Annotated in this window: 17 protein-coding genes; 7 read left to right on the top strand and 10 right to left on the bottom strand. The window is 67.3% G+C overall.

The features are described from left to right. Positions 1–82 precede the first annotated feature (82 nt). The 5 genes from ACMUOY_RS10280 (at position 83) to ACMUOY_RS10260 (ending at position 4,590) form a co-directional block, all read left to right on the top strand. Complete coding sequence (locus ACMUOY_RS10280; protein WP_413892627.1) at positions 83–1,099, top strand: NADP-dependent oxidoreductase; 1,017 nt, start codon at positions 83–85, stop codon at positions 1,097–1,099. Positions 1,100–1,124: 25 nt separating this feature from the next. After that, positions 1,125–2,081, top strand: coding sequence for a glutathione S-transferase family protein (locus ACMUOY_RS10275; protein WP_413892626.1), 957 nt, complete (start codon positions 1,125–1,127; stop codon positions 2,079–2,081). Continuing rightward, a complete protein-coding gene (locus tag ACMUOY_RS10270; RefSeq protein ID WP_413892625.1) occupies positions 2,078–2,989 on the top strand; it encodes an SDR family oxidoreductase in 912 nt (303 codons plus the stop codon). The genes ACMUOY_RS10275 and ACMUOY_RS10270 overlap by 4 nt, the downstream gene beginning before the upstream one ends. 69 nt (positions 2,990–3,058) lie before the next feature. Next, a complete protein-coding gene (locus tag ACMUOY_RS10265; protein ID WP_413892624.1) occupies positions 3,059–3,361 on the top strand; it encodes a hypothetical protein in 303 nt (100 codons plus the stop codon). 116 nt (positions 3,362–3,477) lie between these two features. Continuing rightward, entirely contained in the window at positions 3,478–4,590 is a 1,113-nt protein-coding gene (locus ACMUOY_RS10260) for a PQQ-dependent sugar dehydrogenase (protein ID WP_413892623.1), read from the top strand. Positions 4,591–4,721: 131 nt separating this feature from the next. Here the strand turns inward: ACMUOY_RS10260 and ACMUOY_RS10255 are convergent, their stop codons facing one another. From ACMUOY_RS10255 to ACMUOY_RS10245, 3 genes are all read right to left on the bottom strand, one after another. Next, positions 4,722–5,699 (bottom strand): alpha/beta hydrolase family protein, encoded by a 978-nt coding sequence (locus ACMUOY_RS10255; RefSeq protein ID WP_413892622.1) that lies wholly within the window; start codon positions 5,697–5,699, stop codon positions 4,722–4,724. 419 nt (positions 5,700–6,118) lie between these two features. Further along, a complete protein-coding gene (locus ACMUOY_RS10250) occupies positions 6,119–7,309 on the bottom strand; it encodes an alpha/beta hydrolase (RefSeq protein WP_413892621.1) in 1,191 nt (396 codons plus the stop codon). 86 nt (positions 7,310–7,395) lie between these two features. Beyond that, positions 7,396–7,614: a YdcH family protein gene (locus tag ACMUOY_RS10245; RefSeq protein WP_413892620.1), complete on the bottom strand. Its 219-nt coding sequence runs from the start codon at positions 7,612–7,614 to the stop codon at positions 7,396–7,398. Positions 7,615–7,794: 180 nt separating this feature from the next. Between ACMUOY_RS10245 and ACMUOY_RS10240 the strand changes: the two genes are divergently transcribed. Then, entirely contained in the window at positions 7,795–8,646 is an 852-nt protein-coding gene (locus ACMUOY_RS10240; protein WP_413892619.1) for a GNAT family N-acetyltransferase, read from the top strand. A 217-nt stretch (positions 8,647–8,863) separates the two neighbouring features. Then, positions 8,864–10,546 (top strand): AMP-binding protein, encoded by a 1,683-nt coding sequence (locus tag ACMUOY_RS10235; RefSeq protein ID WP_413892618.1) that lies wholly within the window; start codon positions 8,864–8,866, stop codon positions 10,544–10,546. A gap of 99 nt (positions 10,547–10,645) precedes the next feature. On the opposite strand, the gene ACMUOY_RS10230 is transcribed toward ACMUOY_RS10235, so the two are convergent. The 7 genes from ACMUOY_RS10230 to ACMUOY_RS10200 all read right to left on the bottom strand — a co-directional run bounded on the left by ACMUOY_RS10230 (position 10,646) and on the right by ACMUOY_RS10200 (position 19,385). Then, on the bottom strand, positions 10,646–11,812 hold the full coding sequence (locus tag ACMUOY_RS10230) for an acyl-CoA dehydrogenase family protein (RefSeq protein ID WP_413892617.1): 1,167 nt from the start codon (positions 11,810–11,812) through the stop codon (positions 10,646–10,648). A 9-nt stretch (positions 11,813–11,821) separates the two neighbouring features. Further along, on the bottom strand, positions 11,822–12,754 hold the full coding sequence (locus ACMUOY_RS10225; RefSeq protein WP_413892616.1) for an SDR family oxidoreductase: 933 nt from the start codon (positions 12,752–12,754) through the stop codon (positions 11,822–11,824). Then, the gene (locus tag ACMUOY_RS10220) at positions 12,751–13,629 is read right to left on the bottom strand and encodes a 3-keto-5-aminohexanoate cleavage protein (protein ID WP_413892615.1); all 879 of its coding nucleotides are present in this window, start codon (positions 13,627–13,629) and stop codon (positions 12,751–12,753) included. Before ACMUOY_RS10220 ends, ACMUOY_RS10225 begins: the two co-directional genes overlap by 4 nt. Continuing rightward, entirely contained in the window at positions 13,626–15,587 is a 1,962-nt protein-coding gene (locus tag ACMUOY_RS10215; protein WP_413892614.1) for an acetyl/propionyl/methylcrotonyl-CoA carboxylase subunit alpha, read from the bottom strand. The genes ACMUOY_RS10220 and ACMUOY_RS10215 overlap by 4 nt, the downstream gene beginning before the upstream one ends. Before the next feature lie 138 nt (positions 15,588–15,725). Continuing rightward, a complete protein-coding gene (locus ACMUOY_RS10210) occupies positions 15,726–16,544 on the bottom strand; it encodes an enoyl-CoA hydratase/isomerase family protein (protein WP_413892613.1) in 819 nt (272 codons plus the stop codon). Between the two features lie 16 nt (positions 16,545–16,560). After that, positions 16,561–17,715: an acyl-CoA dehydrogenase family protein gene (locus ACMUOY_RS10205; protein ID WP_413892612.1), complete on the bottom strand. Its 1,155-nt coding sequence runs from the start codon at positions 17,713–17,715 to the stop codon at positions 16,561–16,563. A gap of 59 nt (positions 17,716–17,774) precedes the next feature. Beyond that, positions 17,775–19,385 carry an acyl-CoA carboxylase subunit beta gene (locus ACMUOY_RS10200; RefSeq protein ID WP_413892611.1) on the bottom strand — a complete coding sequence of 537 codons (1,611 nt, stop codon included), beginning with the start codon at positions 19,383–19,385 and terminating at the stop codon, positions 17,775–17,777. Positions 19,386–19,392 lie beyond the last annotated feature (7 nt).

Here is a 19,392-nt window from a genome sequence, read left to right as displayed (position 1 = left end):
GGAAATAGAGATCAAATCGGCACGATCCCAGCGTCGAATGGTCATCATCAGCTATCAAAAACGTATCAACCAAGGAATCTCCATGCCCCAGAACAAACAAATCCTGCTCGACAACCGCCCCGAAGGCGAGGCCACCGCCGCCAATTTCCGGCTCGCCACCACCGACACACCGCCCCTGCAGGACGGCCAGGTGCTGGTGCGCCACCATTTCCTGAGTCTGGACCCCTACATGCGCGGGCGCATGAACGCCGGCAAGAGCTACGCCCAGCCGCAACCGCTGGGCGAGGTGATGCAGGGTGGCACCGTGGGCGAGGTGGTCGAGTCGAAGAACCCCCGCTACCAGCCGGGTGACCAGGTGGTCGGCTTCGGGGGCTGGCAGTTGTACAGCGTGGTGAACGCCGACCAGCCCGGCGCGCTGCGCAAGGTGGACACCACCCACGTGCCGCTGAGCCACTACCTGGGCGCGGTGGGCATGCCCGGCGTCACCGCCTGGTATGGCCTGGTCAAGATCATCGCGCCCAAGGCCGGCGACACCGTGGTCATCAGCGCGGCCACCGGCGCGGTGGGCAGCGCGTTCGCGGCGCTGGCCAAGGCGCGCGGCTGCCGGGTGGTCGGCATTGCGGGCGGCCCCGACAAGTGCCGCTACGCAGTCGATGAGCTGGGCTACGACGCCTGCATCGACTACAAGGTCCACGCCGATGCCGCCTCGCTGAGCAAGGCGCTCAAGGACGCCTGCCCCAATGGCATCGACGGCTACTTCGAGAACGTCGGCGGCATGGTGCTCGACGCCGTGCTGCTGCGCATGAACGCGTTCGGCCGCATCGCGCTGTGCGGCATGATCGCGGGCTACGACGGCGCGCCTCTGCCGCTGACCTACCCGGCGCTGATCCTGGTCAACCGCCTGAAGATCGAAGGCTTCATCGTCAGCGAGCACATGGAGGTCTGGCCTGAGGCGCTGGCCGAGCTGGGCATGCTGGTGGGCAGTGGCAAGCTGCGTCCGCGCGAGTCCGTCGCCCAGGGCCTCGAATCGGCTCCCGAGGCCTTTATCGGCCTGCTCAAGGGCAAGAATTTCGGCAAGCAATTGGTCAAGGTCAACTGATTGACCTGACGCCTGGAGAATGCCCATGAGCGATCTCATCCTGCATCACTACCCCTCGTCGCCGTTCTCCGAAAAGATTCGGCTGATCCTGGGCTACAAACAGCTCGCGTGGAAGTCGGTGATCATTCCGCAGATCATGCCCAAGCCCGATGTGGTGGCGCTCACCGGCGGTTACCGCAAGACGCCGTTCCTGCAGATCGGCGCCGACATCTATTGCGACAGCGCGCTGATCTGCGATGTGCTGGAACACCGACAGCCCACGCCCACGCTCTATCCGAAAGACCAGAAGGGCCTCGCACGCATCATGGCGCAGTGGGCCGACGAGAAGCTGTTCTGGGCCGCGATGGCCTGGAACTTTTCCCCCAAAGGGGCGGCGCAGATGTTCGGGGGCTCACCGGACGCCCCGGTGGAGCAGTGGGGGCTGAAGGCCAAGGTGTTTGGAGACGACCGAGCCAAGATGCGCGTGGGCATGGCGCGCCTGCCTGCGCCCGATGCGGCTACAGCCTACCGCAGCTACCTGCGGCGCCTGTCCGACATGCTGGAAGGACAGTCCTTCCTGCTGGGGGCCGCGCCCAGCGTTGCCGACTTTTCCGCGTACCACCCGCTGTGGTTCACCCGCACACAGACCAGCGCGATGGCCGGCATCCTGGACGCCGCGCCGGCGGTGCTGGCCTGGATGGACCGCATGGCCGCGATCGGGCACGGCACGATGGAGAAGTTCAGCGCTGCCGAATCCATCGCACTCTGCGCCCGTTCCACGCCGACCATCGCCGAAATAGAACCGTTCATGGACGAGCACGGCCTTGCGCTGGGCACCCCGGTCAGCATCACCTCCGAGAGCTTCGGCCCCGAACCCACGGAGGGCGAGTTGATCGCTGCCACGCGCATGCACTACACCTTGCGGCGGACCGACGAACGCGCCGGCACCGTGCACGTTCACTTTCCCCGCGTGGGCTACATCCTCAAGAAAGCAAATCCATGATTTCCGATTTCAAAGGCAAGACGGCCGTTCTCACCGGCGCTGGTTCGGGCTTCGGCCTGGAGTGCGCGCGCGTTGGCGCCCGGCTGGGCATGAACCTGGTGCTCGTCGACGTGCAGCAGGACGCGCTCGACGCGGCCGCGGCCGAAATGCGCGCTGCCGGCGCGCAGGTGTTGGCCCGCAAGGTCGATGTATCCAGCGCCGAGCAGATGGAGGCCTTGGCCGTGGCGACGCGTTCGCAATTCGGTGCACCCCATTTCGTCTTCAACAACGCCGGCGTCGGCGCGGGCGGTCTGGTGTGGGAGAACTCGATCCGCGACTGGGAATGGGTGCTGGGCGTCAACCTGTGGGGCGTGATCCATGGCGTGCGCCTGTTCACACCGATGATGCTCGAAGCCGCAGGGGCTGACCCCAACTACGAGGGCCACATCGTCAACACCGCCAGCATGGCCGGCCTGCTGACGCCACCCAACATGGGCATCTACAACGTCAGCAAGCATGCGGTCGTCAGCCTGACCGAGACGCTGTACCAGGACCTGAAACTGGTCAGCGACCAGGTCAGCGCCAGCGTGCTGTGCCCCTACTTCGTGCCCACCGGCATCAGCCAGAGCCACCGCAACCGCCCGGCCGACCTGGCGGATCAGACACCCACGCAAAGCCAGCTCATCGGCCAGGCCATGAGTGACAAGGCGGTGGGCTCCGGCAAGGTCACGGCGGCGCAGGTCGCGCAAAAGGTGTTCGACGCCATCGCCGCCGACCAGTTCTACATCTACAGCCATCCCAAGGCGCTGGGCAATGTGAGCGACCGCATGAACGCGATCGTCGGGCAGCACAACCCGCCCGACCCGTTTGCCGAGCGCCCGGAGATCGGCATCGGCCTCAGGGCCGCGCTGCGCGCCGGCGCGGCCTGAACGGCCTGAGCCGTGGCAGCCCGCCCAGTGGCGCTCGCGCCGTTTCGTGTCCCGGGCCACAATGGCGCCATGAGCTACACCCTGACCCTGGTCGGCGCCGAGGACGCCAGCGAGGCCGACCGGCGCGCGGCCGAGCAACGCTACCGCCGCGTGCTGGATGACGCCCTGGGCGACGCCAGCCTGGTGCTGCCGACCTACCGCGCCTGGCTGGGCATCGTCGCGCGCCACGGCGACAGCCCGGACGTCAGCGCGCTGACCGACCCCGAGCGCGACGTGCTGGAGCTGTGGCAGGCGGCCGAATCCGCCGCCATCACCGCCGCCTTCGGCCCGCACCGCTACCTGGACGAGGCCTGGTTCGAAATCAGGCTCTAGCGGCGGGTTGAGCCCTGCTGCGAGGCCGAGGGGCGCCGCAATCACTGGATTTGGAGAAATAAGTGCCACATCCCAGCGTCAAATGGTCCGTTTCAGCAATCTTATTGATAGCGTCTGTGCTGTTGCAAACCGCTGCACCGGCCGTTTGGGCGCAACCGGCTGCGGGCCCGGTGCGGGCCATCCCGGTGGCGCAGGGGCTGGAGAACCCGTGGGCGGTGGCCTTCCTGCCGGAGGGCCGCTTCCTGGTGACGGAGCGGCCCGGTCGCTTGCGGGTGGTTGAGGCTAACGGCCGCCTGAACCCGCCGGTGGCCGGCCTGCCGGCGTTGGCCGCGGGCGGGCAGGGTGGCCTGCTGGATGTGGTGCTGGATCGCGGCTTTGCCAGCAACCGGACGCTGTACTTTTGTTTTTCCGAGCCCGCGCCGGTCGGTGCGGCGGGCAACAGCACCGCACTGGCCCGTGCGCGCCTGTCCGAGGACCGCACCCGGCTGGAGGATGTGCGGGTGATCTTCAGCCAGCGCCCCAAGGTGGCCAGCAGCCTGCATTTCGGCTGCCGCATCGTCGAGGGCATGAAGGACGGCCGCCCCGACGGCACGCTGTTCCTGACGCTGGGCGAGCGTTTTCAGCGCATGCAGGACGCGCAGACGCTGGACAACCACCACGGCAAGATCGTGCGTATCGGCAAGGACGGCAGTGTGCCGAAGGACAACCCCTTTGTCGGCCGGCCCGGCGCGCTGCCCGAGATCTGGAGCTACGGCCACCGTAATCCCCAGGGCGCCACGCTGGGCCCGGACGGGCGGCTTTGGATGCACGAACACGGCCCGCAGGGCGGCGACGAGATCAACCTGCCGCAGCCCGGGCGCAACTACGGCTGGCCGGTCATCACCTTTGGCGAGCAGTACGGCGGCGGCCCGATCGGTGCAGGCATCACGGCCAAAGCGGGCATGGAGCCGCCGCTGCACCACTGGACCCCGTCGATCGCGCCCTCGGGCATGGCCTTTCTGACCAGTGACCGCTACGGGCCGGCCTGGAGGGGCAGCCTGTTCGTCGGCTCGCTGAAGTTCCAGTTCCTGAACCGGGTCGAACTGGCCGGCGGCCAGGTGGTAGGCGAGGAGCGCCTGCTGACGGGCCTGGGCGAGCGCATCCGGGACGTGCGACAGGGACCGGATGGCTGGCTCTACGTGCTCACCGACAACGCCAAGGGCCGGCTGCTGCGGCTGGCGCCGCCCTGAGCCCTCTGTGCGCCACCCGGGTGGCGCACAGAGGGCTCAGGGCCGATCAAGGCCGATTTTCGGCGTCAAACCGCCGCGATCTGAGCGCCGGACGGCCGCAAGCCGCTATCCATTCAGGACCGTTCCGGCGCTCACAGATCCCGCACCCATGGCGCCATCTGCGCCAGCGCATGGCTGAAATAGGGCGCCACGCAGCCGAGGTGGCTGGCAGGGGTGGCGACGCAGTCGGTCAGCGTCACGGTGTTGCCAGCGCCGCGCGCCTGCATCGCCTGCAGGGTGCGGGTGGAGGCGACGTAGGGCACGGTCTGGTCGTCGCGGCCATGGAACATCCGCACCGGCGCCTCGGGTTTCCAGTCGTGCACATTGCTGTCGCGCTCGATGGCGGCGTCGTTGTCGGCCAAGAAGTTGTCCAGGAAGGTGGACTGGAAAGTCACGTCGGCATCGTCGGGGATCACCAGTCGCATGATCAGCCGCCGCACTTCGTTTCGAATCGTGGAGCCCAGGTAGCGCAAGAACCCCGGGCTGATCAGTCCTGCAATCAGCACGTTTTCATCGCGCACGCGCTGGAGTTGCATGTCCAGGGTCACGCCCACGTGGTAAGGCCCGGCCCCGGGGATCGAACTGACCAATTGCCGCAAGTGCGAACTGTTGGTGGCCTGAAGCGCGCGATGCGCTGCCATCGTCGCGTACCCGCCTTCTGAATAGCCGACCAGGAAGAGCTGTCCGTTATCGATGACACTGGCGTTGTGGCGCCAGGTCCTGGCGGCTGTCAGGAGGTCGGTCACGGCCGCAGCGGTCGGCGCCGACAGGAGGTACGGGTGCTGTCCCGCCTTCGAGGCGCCGAAGCCGACATAGTCGGCCGCCAGAACGATGAAGCCGAGCGACGCGAGAATCACCGTGGGTTCGGCCGCTACCACGTTGTTGCTGGGCGCCTGCGCATCCTTGAAGATGGTCGCGTGCTGGTAGCTGAGCACCGGACTTGGGGAGCCCGGTTCCTTGACCGGAACGCTGACCAGCCCCGACGCGACGATGTCGTTGCCGTAGCCGTCCTGGGTCACGTAGGTCAGGCGGTACGAGGTGACGGCATAGACCGGGAGGGCGGATGGCATCTTGTCATGCCCTTGAACCGCCGCGGTGATGTCGGCTGCGGCAACGGTGTTGATCAGGGTGGCCGAAACGAGTTCGCCCGGTCCGCTGATGACCCTGTCAGCGGCAAGGGGTTTTTCCAGCAAGCGCCGGGACGTTGAATCGGCGGTGGAGGTGGTCGTGGTGTTTGATGATGGCGCGATCGCCGCCTGGAGAGGGCTCGGTTCTGCTGGGGACGAATCACCCGCACCGCAACCCTGCAGGAGAAGGACGACCGACACGGCCAGGGTCGCCGCGCGCCAACGGAAGGGATCGAACCATGATCGCATGCCCTATTGTGCCAATTCCGGGGCGGTATTCAGGGACAGTCGTGCATTGGCCCGACATCCGGCATTGGCGAAAACCCGAGAGTCTCCGCCCCGTGCCACATGGCAAAGAAGCCCTACAGATCGCGTACCAGCGGCGCCAGCTGGCCCAGAACGTGGTTGAAATACGGCACCACGCAGCCCGTGTGGCTGGCGGGCGTGGCGCTGCAGTCCGTCAGCGTCACCGTGCCGCCGGCGCCGCGCGCCTGCATCGCCTGCAGCGTGCGGGAGGAGGCGAGGTAAGGCACGGTCTGGTCGTCGCGGCCATGGAACAGGCGGATCGGCGCTGCCGGTTTCCAGTCGTGCACGTTGCTGTCGCGATCGATGGCGGCGGCATCGTCGGCCAGGAAGTTGTCCAGGAAGGTGGACTGGAAGGTGACGTCCGCATCATCCGGAATCACCAGCCGCAGGATCAGGCGGCGCACTTCGTTGCGCACCTGTGTGCTTTGCCCGCTGAGCCGGCCCGGGCTGACGAGGGCCGCGAGGGCCGCGTTTTCGTCGCGCACCCGTTGCAGCTGGGCGTCCAGCGTGACACCCACGTGGTACGGCCCGGCACCGGGAATCGAGGCGACCAGCTGCGCCAGGTGCGGGCTGGCCGAGGTCTGCAGGGCGCGGTGGGCAGCCACCGTGGTGTAGCCGCCTTCGGAGTAGCCCAGCAGGAACAGCTGGCCGTTGTCAATGAGGCTGCGGGTCTGGCGCCACGTGCGCGCTGCGGTCAGCAGGTCCATCACGGCGGCGGCCGACGGCGTGGCCAGCAGGTAGGGGTGCTGCGACCCACGGGAGGCGCCATAGCCCACGTAGTCGGCGGCCACCACGATATAGCCCAACGAGGCCAGCACGACGGGCGGCTCGGTGGCGGCGACCTGGTTCGACGGCGCTTGCGCATCCTTGTAGATCGTGGCGTGCTGGTAGCTGAGCACCGGGCTGCGCGCGCCATCGGGCTTGACCGGCACGCTGACCAAGCCGGAGGCGATGACCTCGCGGCCGAAGCCGTCCGAGGTCACGTAGGTCAGGCGCCAGGAGGTGACGGCGTAGCGGGGCACCGCGCCCGGCAGCTTGGAGCCCGCGGCGCCGACGGCCGCAGTGAGGTCGGCCAGTGTGACGGTGTTGACCGGCGTGGCGTCTTTCAGCTGGCCGGCATTTGCCACACCGGGGACAATGGGCACCGGCGTCGACGGGCTGTCGCCGCCGCCGCAGGCCGAGAGGGTCAGAACGATGACCGCCAGCAAGGTGGCCGGCCAGAGGGGGAGGGTGCGGTACGGGGTCATGCCCCATTCTGAACTGGCGCGAACCGGCGATCCGTGCGCCATCGCACCCACTCAGGAGGCGGGCATGGCCTGTTGCGGCCGGGTGTTCAGGCTGCGGAGGCCTTCTTCAGTGCGACATAGCACTGGTCCTTCAGCAGGAGCTTTTCCTTCTTGAGGGTCTCGATCTCTTCGTGGGTGCCGTGTTCGACGTGGGTTTCCATGTTGCGGATCTTCTGGTCGAGGGCGTTGTGCTTGTCGAACAGGCGGGCGAAGTGCGCGTCGGTGGTTTTCAGTTGGGTGATCAGGTCGCGGTATTCAGGAAACATGGGACTCCTCGGGTTGATCCAGGGCTGCAGGTGTCACGCCCTGATGGCCCTACTTTAACCGCTGGCGCGGGGTGTTTTCCCGAGGCCTGATGCGGCATGGTGCAGTTACCATGCACCTGCGCGGGCTCTGGCCCCACGAACCTTCCCATCCTGATGTGAACAACCGCCACGAGGCCCGCCATGCAGCAAGACCGGTATGTCATCCGTTCCATGACCCGCCCCGAATTCGACCTCGCCCTGGACTGGGCGGCGGCCGAGGGCTGGAATCCCGGCCTGCACGATGCGGCAGCCTTCCATGCAGCGGATCCAGAGGGCTTCCTGATCGGCCTGCTCGGCGGCCAGCCGGTGGCCATGATCTCGGCAGTGCGCTACGGCCAGGGCTTCGGCTTCATCGGCTTCTACATCGTGCGACCGGAAAGCCGCGGGCAGGGCTACGGCCTGCAGATCTGGAACGCCGCGATGGCGCGCCTGGCGGGCCGCACGGTCGGCCTCGACGGCGTGGTGGCGCAGCAGGACAACTACCGCAAGTCGGGCTTCGTGCTGGCCTGGAACAACGCGCGCTTCGAGGGAGTCGGTGGCGGGCCGCGCCCGCCGGACGACGCCATCGTGCCGCTGCCCACCCTGCCTTTTGATGCCGTGGTGGCGTATGACCGGCCCTTCTTTCCGGATGACCGGCGCACCTTCCTGCGGGCCTGGATCGACCAGCCCGGGGCCTCGGCGCTGGGCCTGTTTCAGGACGGGCGCCTGGCCGGCTACGGCATGCTGCGCCCGTGCCGAAGCGGCTTCAAGATCGGGCCGCTGTTTGCCGACAGCCCGGCGCTGGCGGAGCGCCTGTTCGTCGCCCTGAAGGCCCAGGCCCCCGAGGGTGCGCCGCTGTTCCTGGACATTCCCGTGCCCCATGCGGCCGCACTGGATCTGGTGCAGCGCCACCGCATGACCAAGGGCTTCGAGACGGCGCGGATGTACACCGGCATCGCTCCGCAGCTGCCGCTGGAGCGTTTGTACGGCGTGACCAGCTTCGAACTCGGCTAGAGAAACCCGTTTCGGATGATTTTCGGCGCTTTCCCAGCGTCGAACGGTCATGGGCCGCTATCAAAAATAGAGTCCCATGATGGTGCGACGCCGCCGGTGTCGGCCCGCGCATGGTCGACAGGGGCGGGGTAACCACGGCTGTTCGCCGGCGCTAAGCCTCGCTAGAGTCGGCACCTTGCCCGATCCCGCCTTTCAAACCCAACCAGGAACCGCTGCCATGGCCTCTTCCGCCCGTCCCGAAACGCTTGCGCTCCAGCGCCTGTACCAATGGGAACAGACAACGCCCGACAAGACCGTCTTCACGCAGCCGATGGGCGGCGGCGTGGTGCGCGAATGGACCTGGAAGCAGGCGGTGGAAGAGGTGCGGCGCATGGCCGCTTACCTGAAGGGCTTGAACCTGGAGCCAGGCACGCGCATTGCGCTGCTGGCGAAGAACAGCGCGCACTGGATGATGGCCGACTGGGCGATCTGGATGGCCGGCCATGTCTCGGTGCCGCTGTACCCGACGCTGGCCGCCAACACCGTGCGCCAGATCCTGGACCACAGCGAGTCGAAACTGCTGTTCGTCGGCAAGCTCGACGTGTGGAACGACATGAAGGCCGGCGTCCCCGAGGGACTGCCCATGATCACTTTGCCGCTGGCGCCCAAGGTGGACGCCGCGAAGAGCTGGGACGCGCTCATCGCCGGCACCGCGCCGCTGGCCGACAGCCCGGTCAGGCCGGCCGACGAGTTGTGCACATTGATCTACACCTCGGGCACCACTGGCATGCCCAAGGGGGTGATGCAGACCTTCGGCACCTTTGCCTGGTCGATCACCTCGGGCCTCAAGCGCGTGCCGCTGGACCAGAACGGGCGTGTTCTCAGCTTCCTGCCGCTGGCGCATGTGGCCGAGCGCATGGTCGTCGAGCATGGCCTGCTGGCCACCGGCATGCATGTGTTCTTCGCCGAGAGCCTGGAGACCTTTGTGTCCGACATCCAGCGCGCCCGCCCGACAGTGTTTTTCGCGGTGCCGCGGCTGTGGGTGAAATTCCAGCAGGGGGTGCAGGCCAAGATGCCGCCCGAGAAAATGGCGATGCTGCTGAAGATCCCGATCCTGCGCGGCATCGTCAAGAAAAAGGTGCTCGCCGGCCTGGGCCTCGACCAGGTTTTCTGGGCGGCGGGCGGCGCGGCGCCGATGCCACCCTCGGTGCTCGACTGGTACCGCAGCCTGGGCCTGGACATCGTCGAGGTCTACGGCATGACCGAGAACTGCGGTCTCTCGCATTCCACGGTGCTGGGCAAGCCGCGGCCGGGAACCGTGGGCACCACCTACGAGGGCGTGCAGTGCCGCATCGATCCCGGCAACGGCGAGATCCAGGTCAAGGGCGAGTGCGTGATGCTCGGCTACTACAAGAACCCCGAGGTCACCGCGGCCACCTTCACCGATGACGGCTGGCTGAAGACCGGCGACAAGGGCGCGATCGACTCCGCGGGCGACCTGAGGATCACCGGTCGGGTCAAGGATCTGTTCAAGACCGGCAAGGGCAAGTACGTCGCCCCGGCGCCGATCGAAAACAAGCTGGCCACGCATCCCGCGATCGAGGCCTGCTGCGTGACCGGCGCCAACCTCGGCCAGCCGCTCGCGCTGCTGATGCTCAACCCGGAGGCGGCGGCCAAGGCGCGCGACGCCGCGGGGCGCAGCGCGCTGGAAGCCTCGCTCGCCGAGCACCTGAAAGCAGTGAACGCGCAGCTCGACCCGCACGAGCAGATGGAATGCCTGGTGGTGACCGCCGACCCTTGGTCGGTCGAAAACGACATCCTGACGCCGACCATGAAGGTCAAGCGCAACAAGATCGAAGACCTGTTCGCACAGAACTACGAGCGCTGGGCCACGGCGCGCAAGAAGGTGGTCTGGATCTGAGGGGCTGGCCGCGCCGGCGCCCTGGTGATGAGCCGGGCGACCGCCCGATGCGGTCGCTCCGGCGGCCGGAGCGGTTCAGGCGCGCCAGAGCGGGATGCTTCAAAGACCCAGTTGGCGCGACGCCAGCTCTTTCATGATCTCCTCGGTGCCGCCACCGATCATCATCACCTTGACCTCGCGGTAGATGCGCTCGGCCGCCGTGCCCTGCATGAAGCCCATGCCCCCGAGAATCTGCACCGCGGCGTCGGCGCAGAACTGCATGGTCTGGGTGGCATGGTTTTTGAGCAGGCAGACCTGCGCGACCCATTCGGCGCCCTTGGCCGACTTGTCGCCGCTGTCGCCGCGCGCGGTCACCGCATCGAGCCAGGCGCGGGTGGACTCGATGCGCATCTTCATGTCCATCAACTTGTGGCGGATCACCTGGTGATCGATGATGGCCATGCCGAAGGTCTTGCGCTGGCGCGCCCAGTCCAGCGCGTCGTCGTAGCAGCGTTCCGAAAAACCCAGCGACATGGCGGCCATCGACAGGCGCTCGCCGTTGAAGTTGGTCATGATCATCTTGAAGCCTTGACCCTCTTCGCCAACGAGGTAGCGGGCCGGCACCCGAACGTTGTCGAAGCGCAGGTGCGCGGTGTCGGAGCAGTGCCAGCCCATCTTGTCCAGGCGGCTGCGCGACACCCCGGCAGCGTGGCCCGGAATCACCAGCATCGAAACACCCATCGGGCCCTTCATCTTCGGGTCGGTGCGCACGGCGGCGGTGATCCAGTCGGCGCGCATGCCCGAGGTGATGAAGATCTTCTCGCCGTTGACGACGTACTCGTCGCCGTCGCGCACGGCGGTGGTGCGCAGGGACGAGACATCGGTGCCGCCGCCGGGCTCGGTGATGGCCAGCGCGGCGATCTTCTCGCCGCGCAACACGCCGGGGATGACCTCGGCCTGCAATTCGGCGCTGCCGTGGCGCTGGATCGGCGGCAGGCCGATGTTGTGGCTGAACAGGCTGGCCATCAGCCCGCCACTGGCACCATGGCGCGCCAGCGTGGCCGCCAGCACATTGCGCAGCGACCATGGGGCGGGGGTGCCGCCCAGTGCCTCCGGGTAGCCCAGGCCCAGAAGGCCCAGTTCGGCGGCGCGGCGGTGCAGGTCCCTGGGCAGTTCGCCGGCCTTTTCCCAGGCTTCGAGGTGAGGGGCGATCTCGGTCTTTGCAAAGCGCTCGGCCGTTTCGGCCAGCATCTGGAGGTCTTCGCGGGTGATCGTGGCGTCGGACATCGGTTCTTCTCAGTTCTTGGGTTCGCCAAACAGCTTGGGCGCCGTAGCGCGGTGAAAGCCCTCGAAGGGCCGGATGGCGGCGCGTTCGCGGATCTTGTCGTCGGCCGGGCGCATCGGCCAGCCCAGGCGCACCTGCGGGCGCCCGGCATCGATGCGCAGCGTGGTGCCGTTGACAAAGCTGGCCGCCGGGCTCAGCAGGTAGACGATGCCGGCGGAAACCTCGGCCTCGGTCGAGAAGCGGCCGATCGGAAGGGTTTTGGCCATCTCGCGAATCATCGGGGCCATGGCCTCGGGGTAGTTGTCCATCCCGCTGGAGGCCACATAGCCCGGCGCCACCGCGTTGACGCGCACGCCCCGCGGCCCCCATTCCACCGCCGCCGTCTCGGTGAAGCTGACCATGCCCGCGCGGGCCGCGCCACTGTGACCCATGCCCGGCATTGAGCCCCACATGTCGGCCACGATGTTGACGATGGCGCCGCCGCGGCGGGCCATGCATTGGGTGAAGCACTCCCGCGCCACGAGGAAGCCGCCGGTGAGGTTGGTGTTGACCACGGCCTCCCAGCCCTTGGCGCTGATGGCTTCCAGCGGCGTCATGAACTGACCGCCAGCGTTGTTGACCAGCGCGTCGATGTGACCCTGCGCAGCCAGGACAGCCGCCACCATGGCGCGCACGGCGTCTTCCTGCCGGATGTCGCAGACGTGCGTGCTGGCGTTGCCGCCGTCCTCGGCGATTTCCGCCGCCACAGCCTGAAGTTTGTCGAGCTTGCGTCCCACCAGCACGACGTGCGCACCCAGCGACGCCAGTTCGTGGGCTGTGCAGCGGCCGATGCCTGAGCCGCCGCCCGTGACCAAGACCACCTGGCCTTCGAACAGTCCGGGAGCGAAGACCGATCGGTAGCGCATGCGGCCCTGCGTCGGGCTGGCCTCGTCGGCGCTGCTCATGGCTTGGCGAGCCCCAGCAGGGCGCGGGCTTCGTCGGGGCTGGCAATGGTGCGCCCCGCGTGGCGGGCGCAAGTGGCGAGCGAATCGATCAGCACCCCGTTGCCGGATGCCCGCGACCCGTCAGGCAGGTAGAAGGTGTCTTCCAGGCCCGTGCGCAGCATGCCGCCGAGCTCGGCGGTCTTCTGGTGCACCGGCCAGATCTCCGCGCGGCCGATGAGCGTGGTCTGCCAGACGCTGCCGGGTGCCATCCATTGCGGCAGCAACTGCAGCAGTTCCGCGTCGCAGGGCATGCCAGAGGCCACGCCCATGACCAGGTTGTATTCGGGCGTGCCCATCTCGGGCTTTAGCATGCCGTTCTTGAGGTACATCGTCACGCAGCGCACGATGCCGACATCGAAGCACTCGAACTCGGGATGGGTGCCGCATTCGCCCATCACATCCAGGAACTGCTGGACCTTGGACACCGGGTTGTCGAACACCATGGGCGGCCAGGCCCAGTTGCCGTCTTCCTTGATCTTCAGATAGTTCAGGCTGCCGGCATTGCAGGCGGCGATTTCGGGCTTGACACGGCGGATGCAGGCCAGCGGGCCCGAGATGTCTTTGCCCACTACACCGGTGGTCAGGTTGATGATCACGCCGGGGCAAGCCTCTCGGATCGCGTTCACGATGGTCTCGGCCACGTCCGGGTCCCAGGAGGGCATGTGGCCGAAGCCTTCCTCCTGCATGCGCAGGTGCACATGCATGATCGACGCGCCCGCGTTGAACGCGTCGCGCGCCTCGGCCGCCATCTGGGCGGGCGTCACCGGCACCGGGTGCTGCTTGGGGTTGGTCAGCACGCCCGTGAGCGCGCAGGTCAGGATTGCTTTTTCCATCATGTCTCCGGGTTGTTTTCAAGTTCGATCTCGACCAGCAGGGCGCCTGATTCGACCTGGTCGCCGGCCTGGGCATGCACGACGGTGACCCGTCCGGCGGCCTGCGCCGACAGCCACATCTCCATCTTCATGGCCTCCACGCAGACCAGCGCCTGGCCCAGTGCCACCGCGTCGCCCACGGCCACCTGGACCTGGGTCACCTTTCCCGCGACGGGTGCCCTTGCGCGGGTGGCGTCCTGGGCCGCATCGCGGTTCGGGAATGCGGAGACTTCGCGGAACACGTGCACGCTACCCGCCACCGCGAGGTGCAACTCCGACTCGTGAATGCAGGCCAGCGCCTGACGCCGCACGCCGTCCATCTCATAGCGCAGCGCTCCGTCATCGAATCCGAAGATGCGGACCTCGTGGCGCTGAGTGCCCAGCTCGACCCTCACCAGGCCGGTACGGTCGGGCTGGACGCGCAAGGTGTGGCTGCTGTCTTCACACTGCAACGGTATGCCGTAGGCGGCCACGCTGTTGGCGCGCCAGCCTGGGCCGTCCTGCAGCGCAAAAGTCGCTGCCGCCAGGCACCAGAGATCGTCACCGGGCACCGGCCGTTGCAACAGAGGCTCGCCGGCTTCCTGCCACTGATCGATGAGTGTGGTGGTCATCGCCGCGTTGCGAAAGGCCGGGTGGTCCACGAGATCGGCCAGGAAACGGCCGTTGTTGCGCAGACCCAGCAGGGGCGTGTTCTGCAGGGCTGCGCGCAGGCGCCGGATGGCGTCGTCGCGGTCACGGCCGTGGGCGATCACCTTGGCCACCATGGGGTCGTACCAGGGCGACACCTCGCTGCCTTCCTCGATGCCGGCGTCGATGCGCACACCGGCGTGTCGCGCATGCTGCGGACGCCATCGCCGCACTGTGCCGGTCTGGGGCGCAAAGCCGGCATACGGATCCTCGGCATACAGCCGGGCCTCGATCGCATGGCCGCTGAGCCGGACCTCGGCCTGCGCCAGCGGCAAAGTCTGCCCGGCGGCCACGCGCAACTGCCATTCCACCAGGTCGAGGCCGGTCACCATTTCGGTCACCGGATGCTCAACCTGCAGACGTGTGTTCATTTCCAGGAAATAGTGCCTGAGATCGGCATCGACGATGAATTCGACCGTGCCCGCGCCGCGGTAACCCACGGCCAGCGCCGCGGCCACGGCATCGCGGCCCATGGCCTCGCGCATCGCCGGGTTGACGACGGGCGAAGGGGATTCCTCGATGACCTTCTGCCGGCGGCGCTGGGCCGTGCAGTCACGTTCGCCCAGATGGACCGCGTGGCCGTGGGCGTCGGCAAAGACCTGGATCTCGATATGGCGGCCGTTGTCGATCAGCCGCTCCAGCATCAGGGTACCATCGCCAAAGGCGCTTTGGGCCTCGCGGCGCGCACCGGCAATGGCCTGGGCAATCTCGCCGGGCTCGCGCACCAGGCGCATGCCGCGTCCGCCACCGCCGGCCACGGCTTTGACCAGCAGCGGGAAGCCCAGCTTCAGGGCCTCGGCCGTCAGGCGTGCGTCGTCCTGGTCCTCGCCCAGATAGCCCGGCGCGCAGGGCACGCCTGCCGCGATCATGCGGCGCTTGGCCAGGGCCTTGTCACCCATCGCTTCGATGGCCGAAGGCGGTGGGCCGACGAAGACCAGGCCCGCGTCCACGCAGGCCTGGGCAAAGGCCGCGTTTTCACTCAGGAAGCCGTAGCCGGGGTGAATGGCGTCGGCGCCGGTCTTGCGGGCGGCCTCCAGCAGGGTGTCGATGCGCAGGTAGGAGTCCGCGGCGGCGGAGGCGCCGATCCACACGGATTCGTCGGCCAGCGCGACATGGGGTGCGGCGCGGTCGGCGTCGCTGAAGACGGCCACGGTCCGGTAGCCGAGGTTGCGCGCCGTGCGGATCACGCGGCAGGCGATCTCGCCGCGGTTGGCGATCAGGATTTTTTCAAACATCGAGTACCTCTGAATACGTTTGGGTGGCAGGGCGTTTTGCTCCGTGTCCCCCGGCCACTGCGCGGCCTCCTCCTTGACCTGCGCAAAACGCCCTGCCACCCAAACTCCGCCAGGCGTTCATCCGATCGTTGGATGTTTTCATCCCGGCACCCAGTTCGGTTTGCGCTTTTGCAGGAAAGCGCCCATGCCTTCCATGGCCTCCGGACCCTGGGCGGCGCGGGAAAAGACGGCGGCGGCTTCGTCGATCAGAGAGGCGGGGGCCTGCAGTCGGGCCTTGGCCATCAGGGCTTTGGTGGCCGCCAGTGCGCCGGGGCCGCAGGCCAGGATGTCGGCGAGCACCGCCTCCAGCGCCGCCTGCAGCTGTCCGGAGTCAACCTGCTGGTGCACCAGGCCGATCCTCAGGGCGGCGGCAGCGTCCAGGCGCCCGCCGGTGACGGCCAACCGTTTGGCCTGCGAATAGCCCAGCCGTTCCACCAGGAACGGGGCGATCTGGGCGGGCACGACACCAAGGGATGTCTCGGGCAGGCGGAAGCTCGCGGTCTCCGTGGCAATGGCCACGTCAGCCACACAGGCCAGGCCGAAACCGCCGCCCATCACCGTGCCTTCAAGCAACGCAACGATGGCCAGCGGGGAGTTCGCAAACGCGGCGCACAGGTGGCCGAAGCGCGCATTGACCTCGGCGATCGGGTCGGTGCCGTCGGCGCCACCCTGCATGGCGCGCATGCGCGCAGCTGCCATGTCCTTGAGGTCGCCGCCGGAGCAGAAGTGCCCGGCGGCGCCGCGCAGCACCACGACGCGCACGGCGTCATCCGACCCGACGGTCTGTTCTGCCTGCGCCAGCGCCTGCTGCAACTCTGCCACCATGGCCAGAGACATGGCATTGCGGGACTCCGGGCGATTCAGCGTGAGTTCGAGCGCAGGCCCCTGGCGCCGGGCGATGATGGTTTCGAAAGTCATGTCCATCTGCTCCGCCTCAGCCCTGCTTGCCGGGCAGGGTGCCTTCGAGCTTGCAGATGATGCCCAGCATGATTTCGTCGGCACCGCCGCCGATCGAAATCAGGCGCCCGTCGCGGTAGGACTGCGAGATCGGGTTGTCGGCAGTGAAACCCATGCCGCCCCAGTACTGCAGGCAGCTGTCGGCCACTTCGCGGCTCAGGCGTCCGGCCTTGAGCTTGGCCATGGAGGCTAGACGGGTGACGTCCTTGCCGGAGACGTAGGACTCGACGGCGCGGTAGGTGAGGGCGCGCAGCGCTTCGACCTCGGTGCGCAACTCCGCCAGGCGGAAATGCACCACCTGGTTGTCCAGGATCGGGCGCCCGAAGGTGTGGCGCTGGCGGGTGTAGTCGATGGTCTGGTCGATCAGATTGTCCAGCGAGCGCAGGCAACCGGCCGCACCGTAGAGCCGCTCTTCCTGGAATTGCAGCATCTGCAGCATGAAGCCCATGCCTTCCTGGCCGATGACGTTGCGCCGGGGAACCCGCACGTTGTCGAAGAACAGCTGGGCGGTGTCGCTGGAATCCATGCCGATCTTTTCAATCTTCTGGCGCGTGATGCCCGGGCTGTTCATCGGCACCATGATGAGCGACTTGTTCTTGTGCGCAGCGCCGTCCGAGGTGTTGGCCAGCAGGCAGCACCAGTCGGCCTGCATGCCGTTGGTGATCCACATCTTCGAGCCATTGATGATGTAGTCGTCGCCGTCCTTCTCGGCACGGGTCTTGAGGGCTGCGACGTCGGATCCGCCCCCGGCTTCGCTGACCCCGATGCAGCCCACCATGTTGCCGGCGATCGCAGGCGCCAGGAACTCCTGGCGCAGCGCGTCCGATCCAAAGCGCGCCAGCGCCGGTGTGCACATGTCGGTCTGCACGCCGATGGCCATGGGAACGCCGCCGACATTGCAGTCGCCCAGCGCCTCGGCCATCACCATCGAGTAGCTGAAGTCCAGGCCCATCCCGCCGAATTCGGTGGGGTACTTGATGCCCAGCAGGCCCAGGTCGCCCAGCTTCTTGAACAGCTCATGGGCGGGGAACTGCCCGGCCTTTTCCCATTCCTTGGTGAAGGGGTTGATCTCGTTGGCCACAAATTTGCGGACGGTATCGGAGATCTGGTTGTGCTCGGACGTGAATTTCATGAAAGGCTTTCGTTCGACGGGAAAGAAGGTGGAAAAAGGGGGGGCGGCTGGCCAACGCGTCACATGCGGGCCACGCCAAAGGCATTGGATTGAAGCGGGCGCGCCTGCGCCTCGGCTGCAATGGCCAGGCACATGCCGAGCAGGCGGCGCGTGTCGCGCGGATCGATGATCCCGTCGTCCCACAGGCGCGCCGTGCCGAACAGCGCGGCGGACTCCTTGTCCAGGCGCAGGCGCAGGCCATCCGACATGGCCTTCAGGGCTTCTTCGTTGGCGGTCATGCCGGTGCGCTCGATCTTGGCGCGGTTGACGATGTCCATCACCTTGGCGGCCTGGGCGCCGCCCATCACGGCGGTGCGGGCGGTGGGCCAGCTGAATATGAAGCGCGGATCGAAGCCGCGTCCGCACATGCCGTAGTTGCCCGCCCCATAGGAGCCGCCGAGCACGATGGTGAACTTGGGCACGCGGGCATTGGCCACGGCCTGGATCATCTTGGATCCGTGCTTGATGGCGCCGCTGCGCTCGGCCACGGAGCCCACCATGTAGCCCGTGGTGTTCTGCAGAAAGATCAGCGGTGTGGCACTCTGGTCGCACAACTGGATGAACTGCGCCGCCTTGGTGGAGCCGCTGGGCTGGATCGGTCCGTTGTTGCCCAGGATGCCGACCAGCCGGCCCTGCAGGCGGGCGTGTCCGCACATCATCTCAGCGGCGTACTCGGCCTTGAACTCCAGGAAGTCGGAGCCGTCCACCAGGCGTGCAATCACCTCGCGCACATCGTAGGGCTCGCGCTCGTCGGCGGGCACGATGCCCAGCAGTTCCTGTTCGTCGTACAGGGGCTCGGACCAGGCGCCCGGTGCGGGCACCGTGTCCCATTGCAGCTTGTCCAGCACTTCACGCGCCATCGCGATCGCGTGGGCGTCGTCTTCACAAAGGTACTCGCCCAGCCCGGTGACCTGGGCATGGGTTTCCGCGCCGCCGAGTTCCTCGTCGGTGCATTCCTCGCCAATCGCGGCCTTGACGAGCGGCGGGCCCGCCAGGTAGATGCTGGAACGGCCCCGCACCAGGATGACGTAGTCGGAAAGGCCGGGCAGGTAGGCGCCACCGGCGGTGGACGAGCCGTGCACCACGGCAATCTGCGGGATGCCTTGCGCCGACAGGCGGGCCTGGTTGGCGAAACTGCGTCCGCCGTCTACAAAGATTTCGCTCTGGTACATCAGGTTGGCGCCACCGCTTTCCACCAGATAGATCACCGGCAGCTTGTTCTCGCGGGCGATCTCCTGGGCGCGCAGGGCCTTGCGCAAACCCATGGGCGCCACGGTGCCGCCTTTGACCGCGCTGTCGCTTGCGGATATCAGGCAACGCCGTCCCGCCACCACGCCGATGCCGACGATGGAGCCGCCGCCCATGACCGACTTCTTTCCATCGTCGTCGTGCATGTTGAGACCGGCCAAGCGGCTGAGTTCCAGGAAGGGCGAGCCCCGGTCCAGCAGGCGGGCGACGCGTTCGCGCGGCAGCAACTGGCCGCGCTTTTCGAATTTGTCGCGCTTTGACGCGGACTCGGCGATCACCATCTGCTCAAGTCGCTGGACTTCCCCGAGCAACTCTTCCATGCGCCGTGCGTTGGCGGCGAACGATGCGGTCTGGGCCTTGATCTTGGAACGAATGACGGGCATGGAAACG

The sequence above is a fragment of the Candidatus Skiveiella danica genome, from assembly GCF_022705245.1.
GTDB classification, from domain to species: domain Bacteria; phylum Pseudomonadota; class Gammaproteobacteria; order Burkholderiales; family Burkholderiaceae_C; genus Skiveiella; species Skiveiella danica.
The sequence above is the reverse complement of the archived record's forward strand: the minus strand, read 5'-3'. Positions and strand labels throughout refer to the sequence as shown.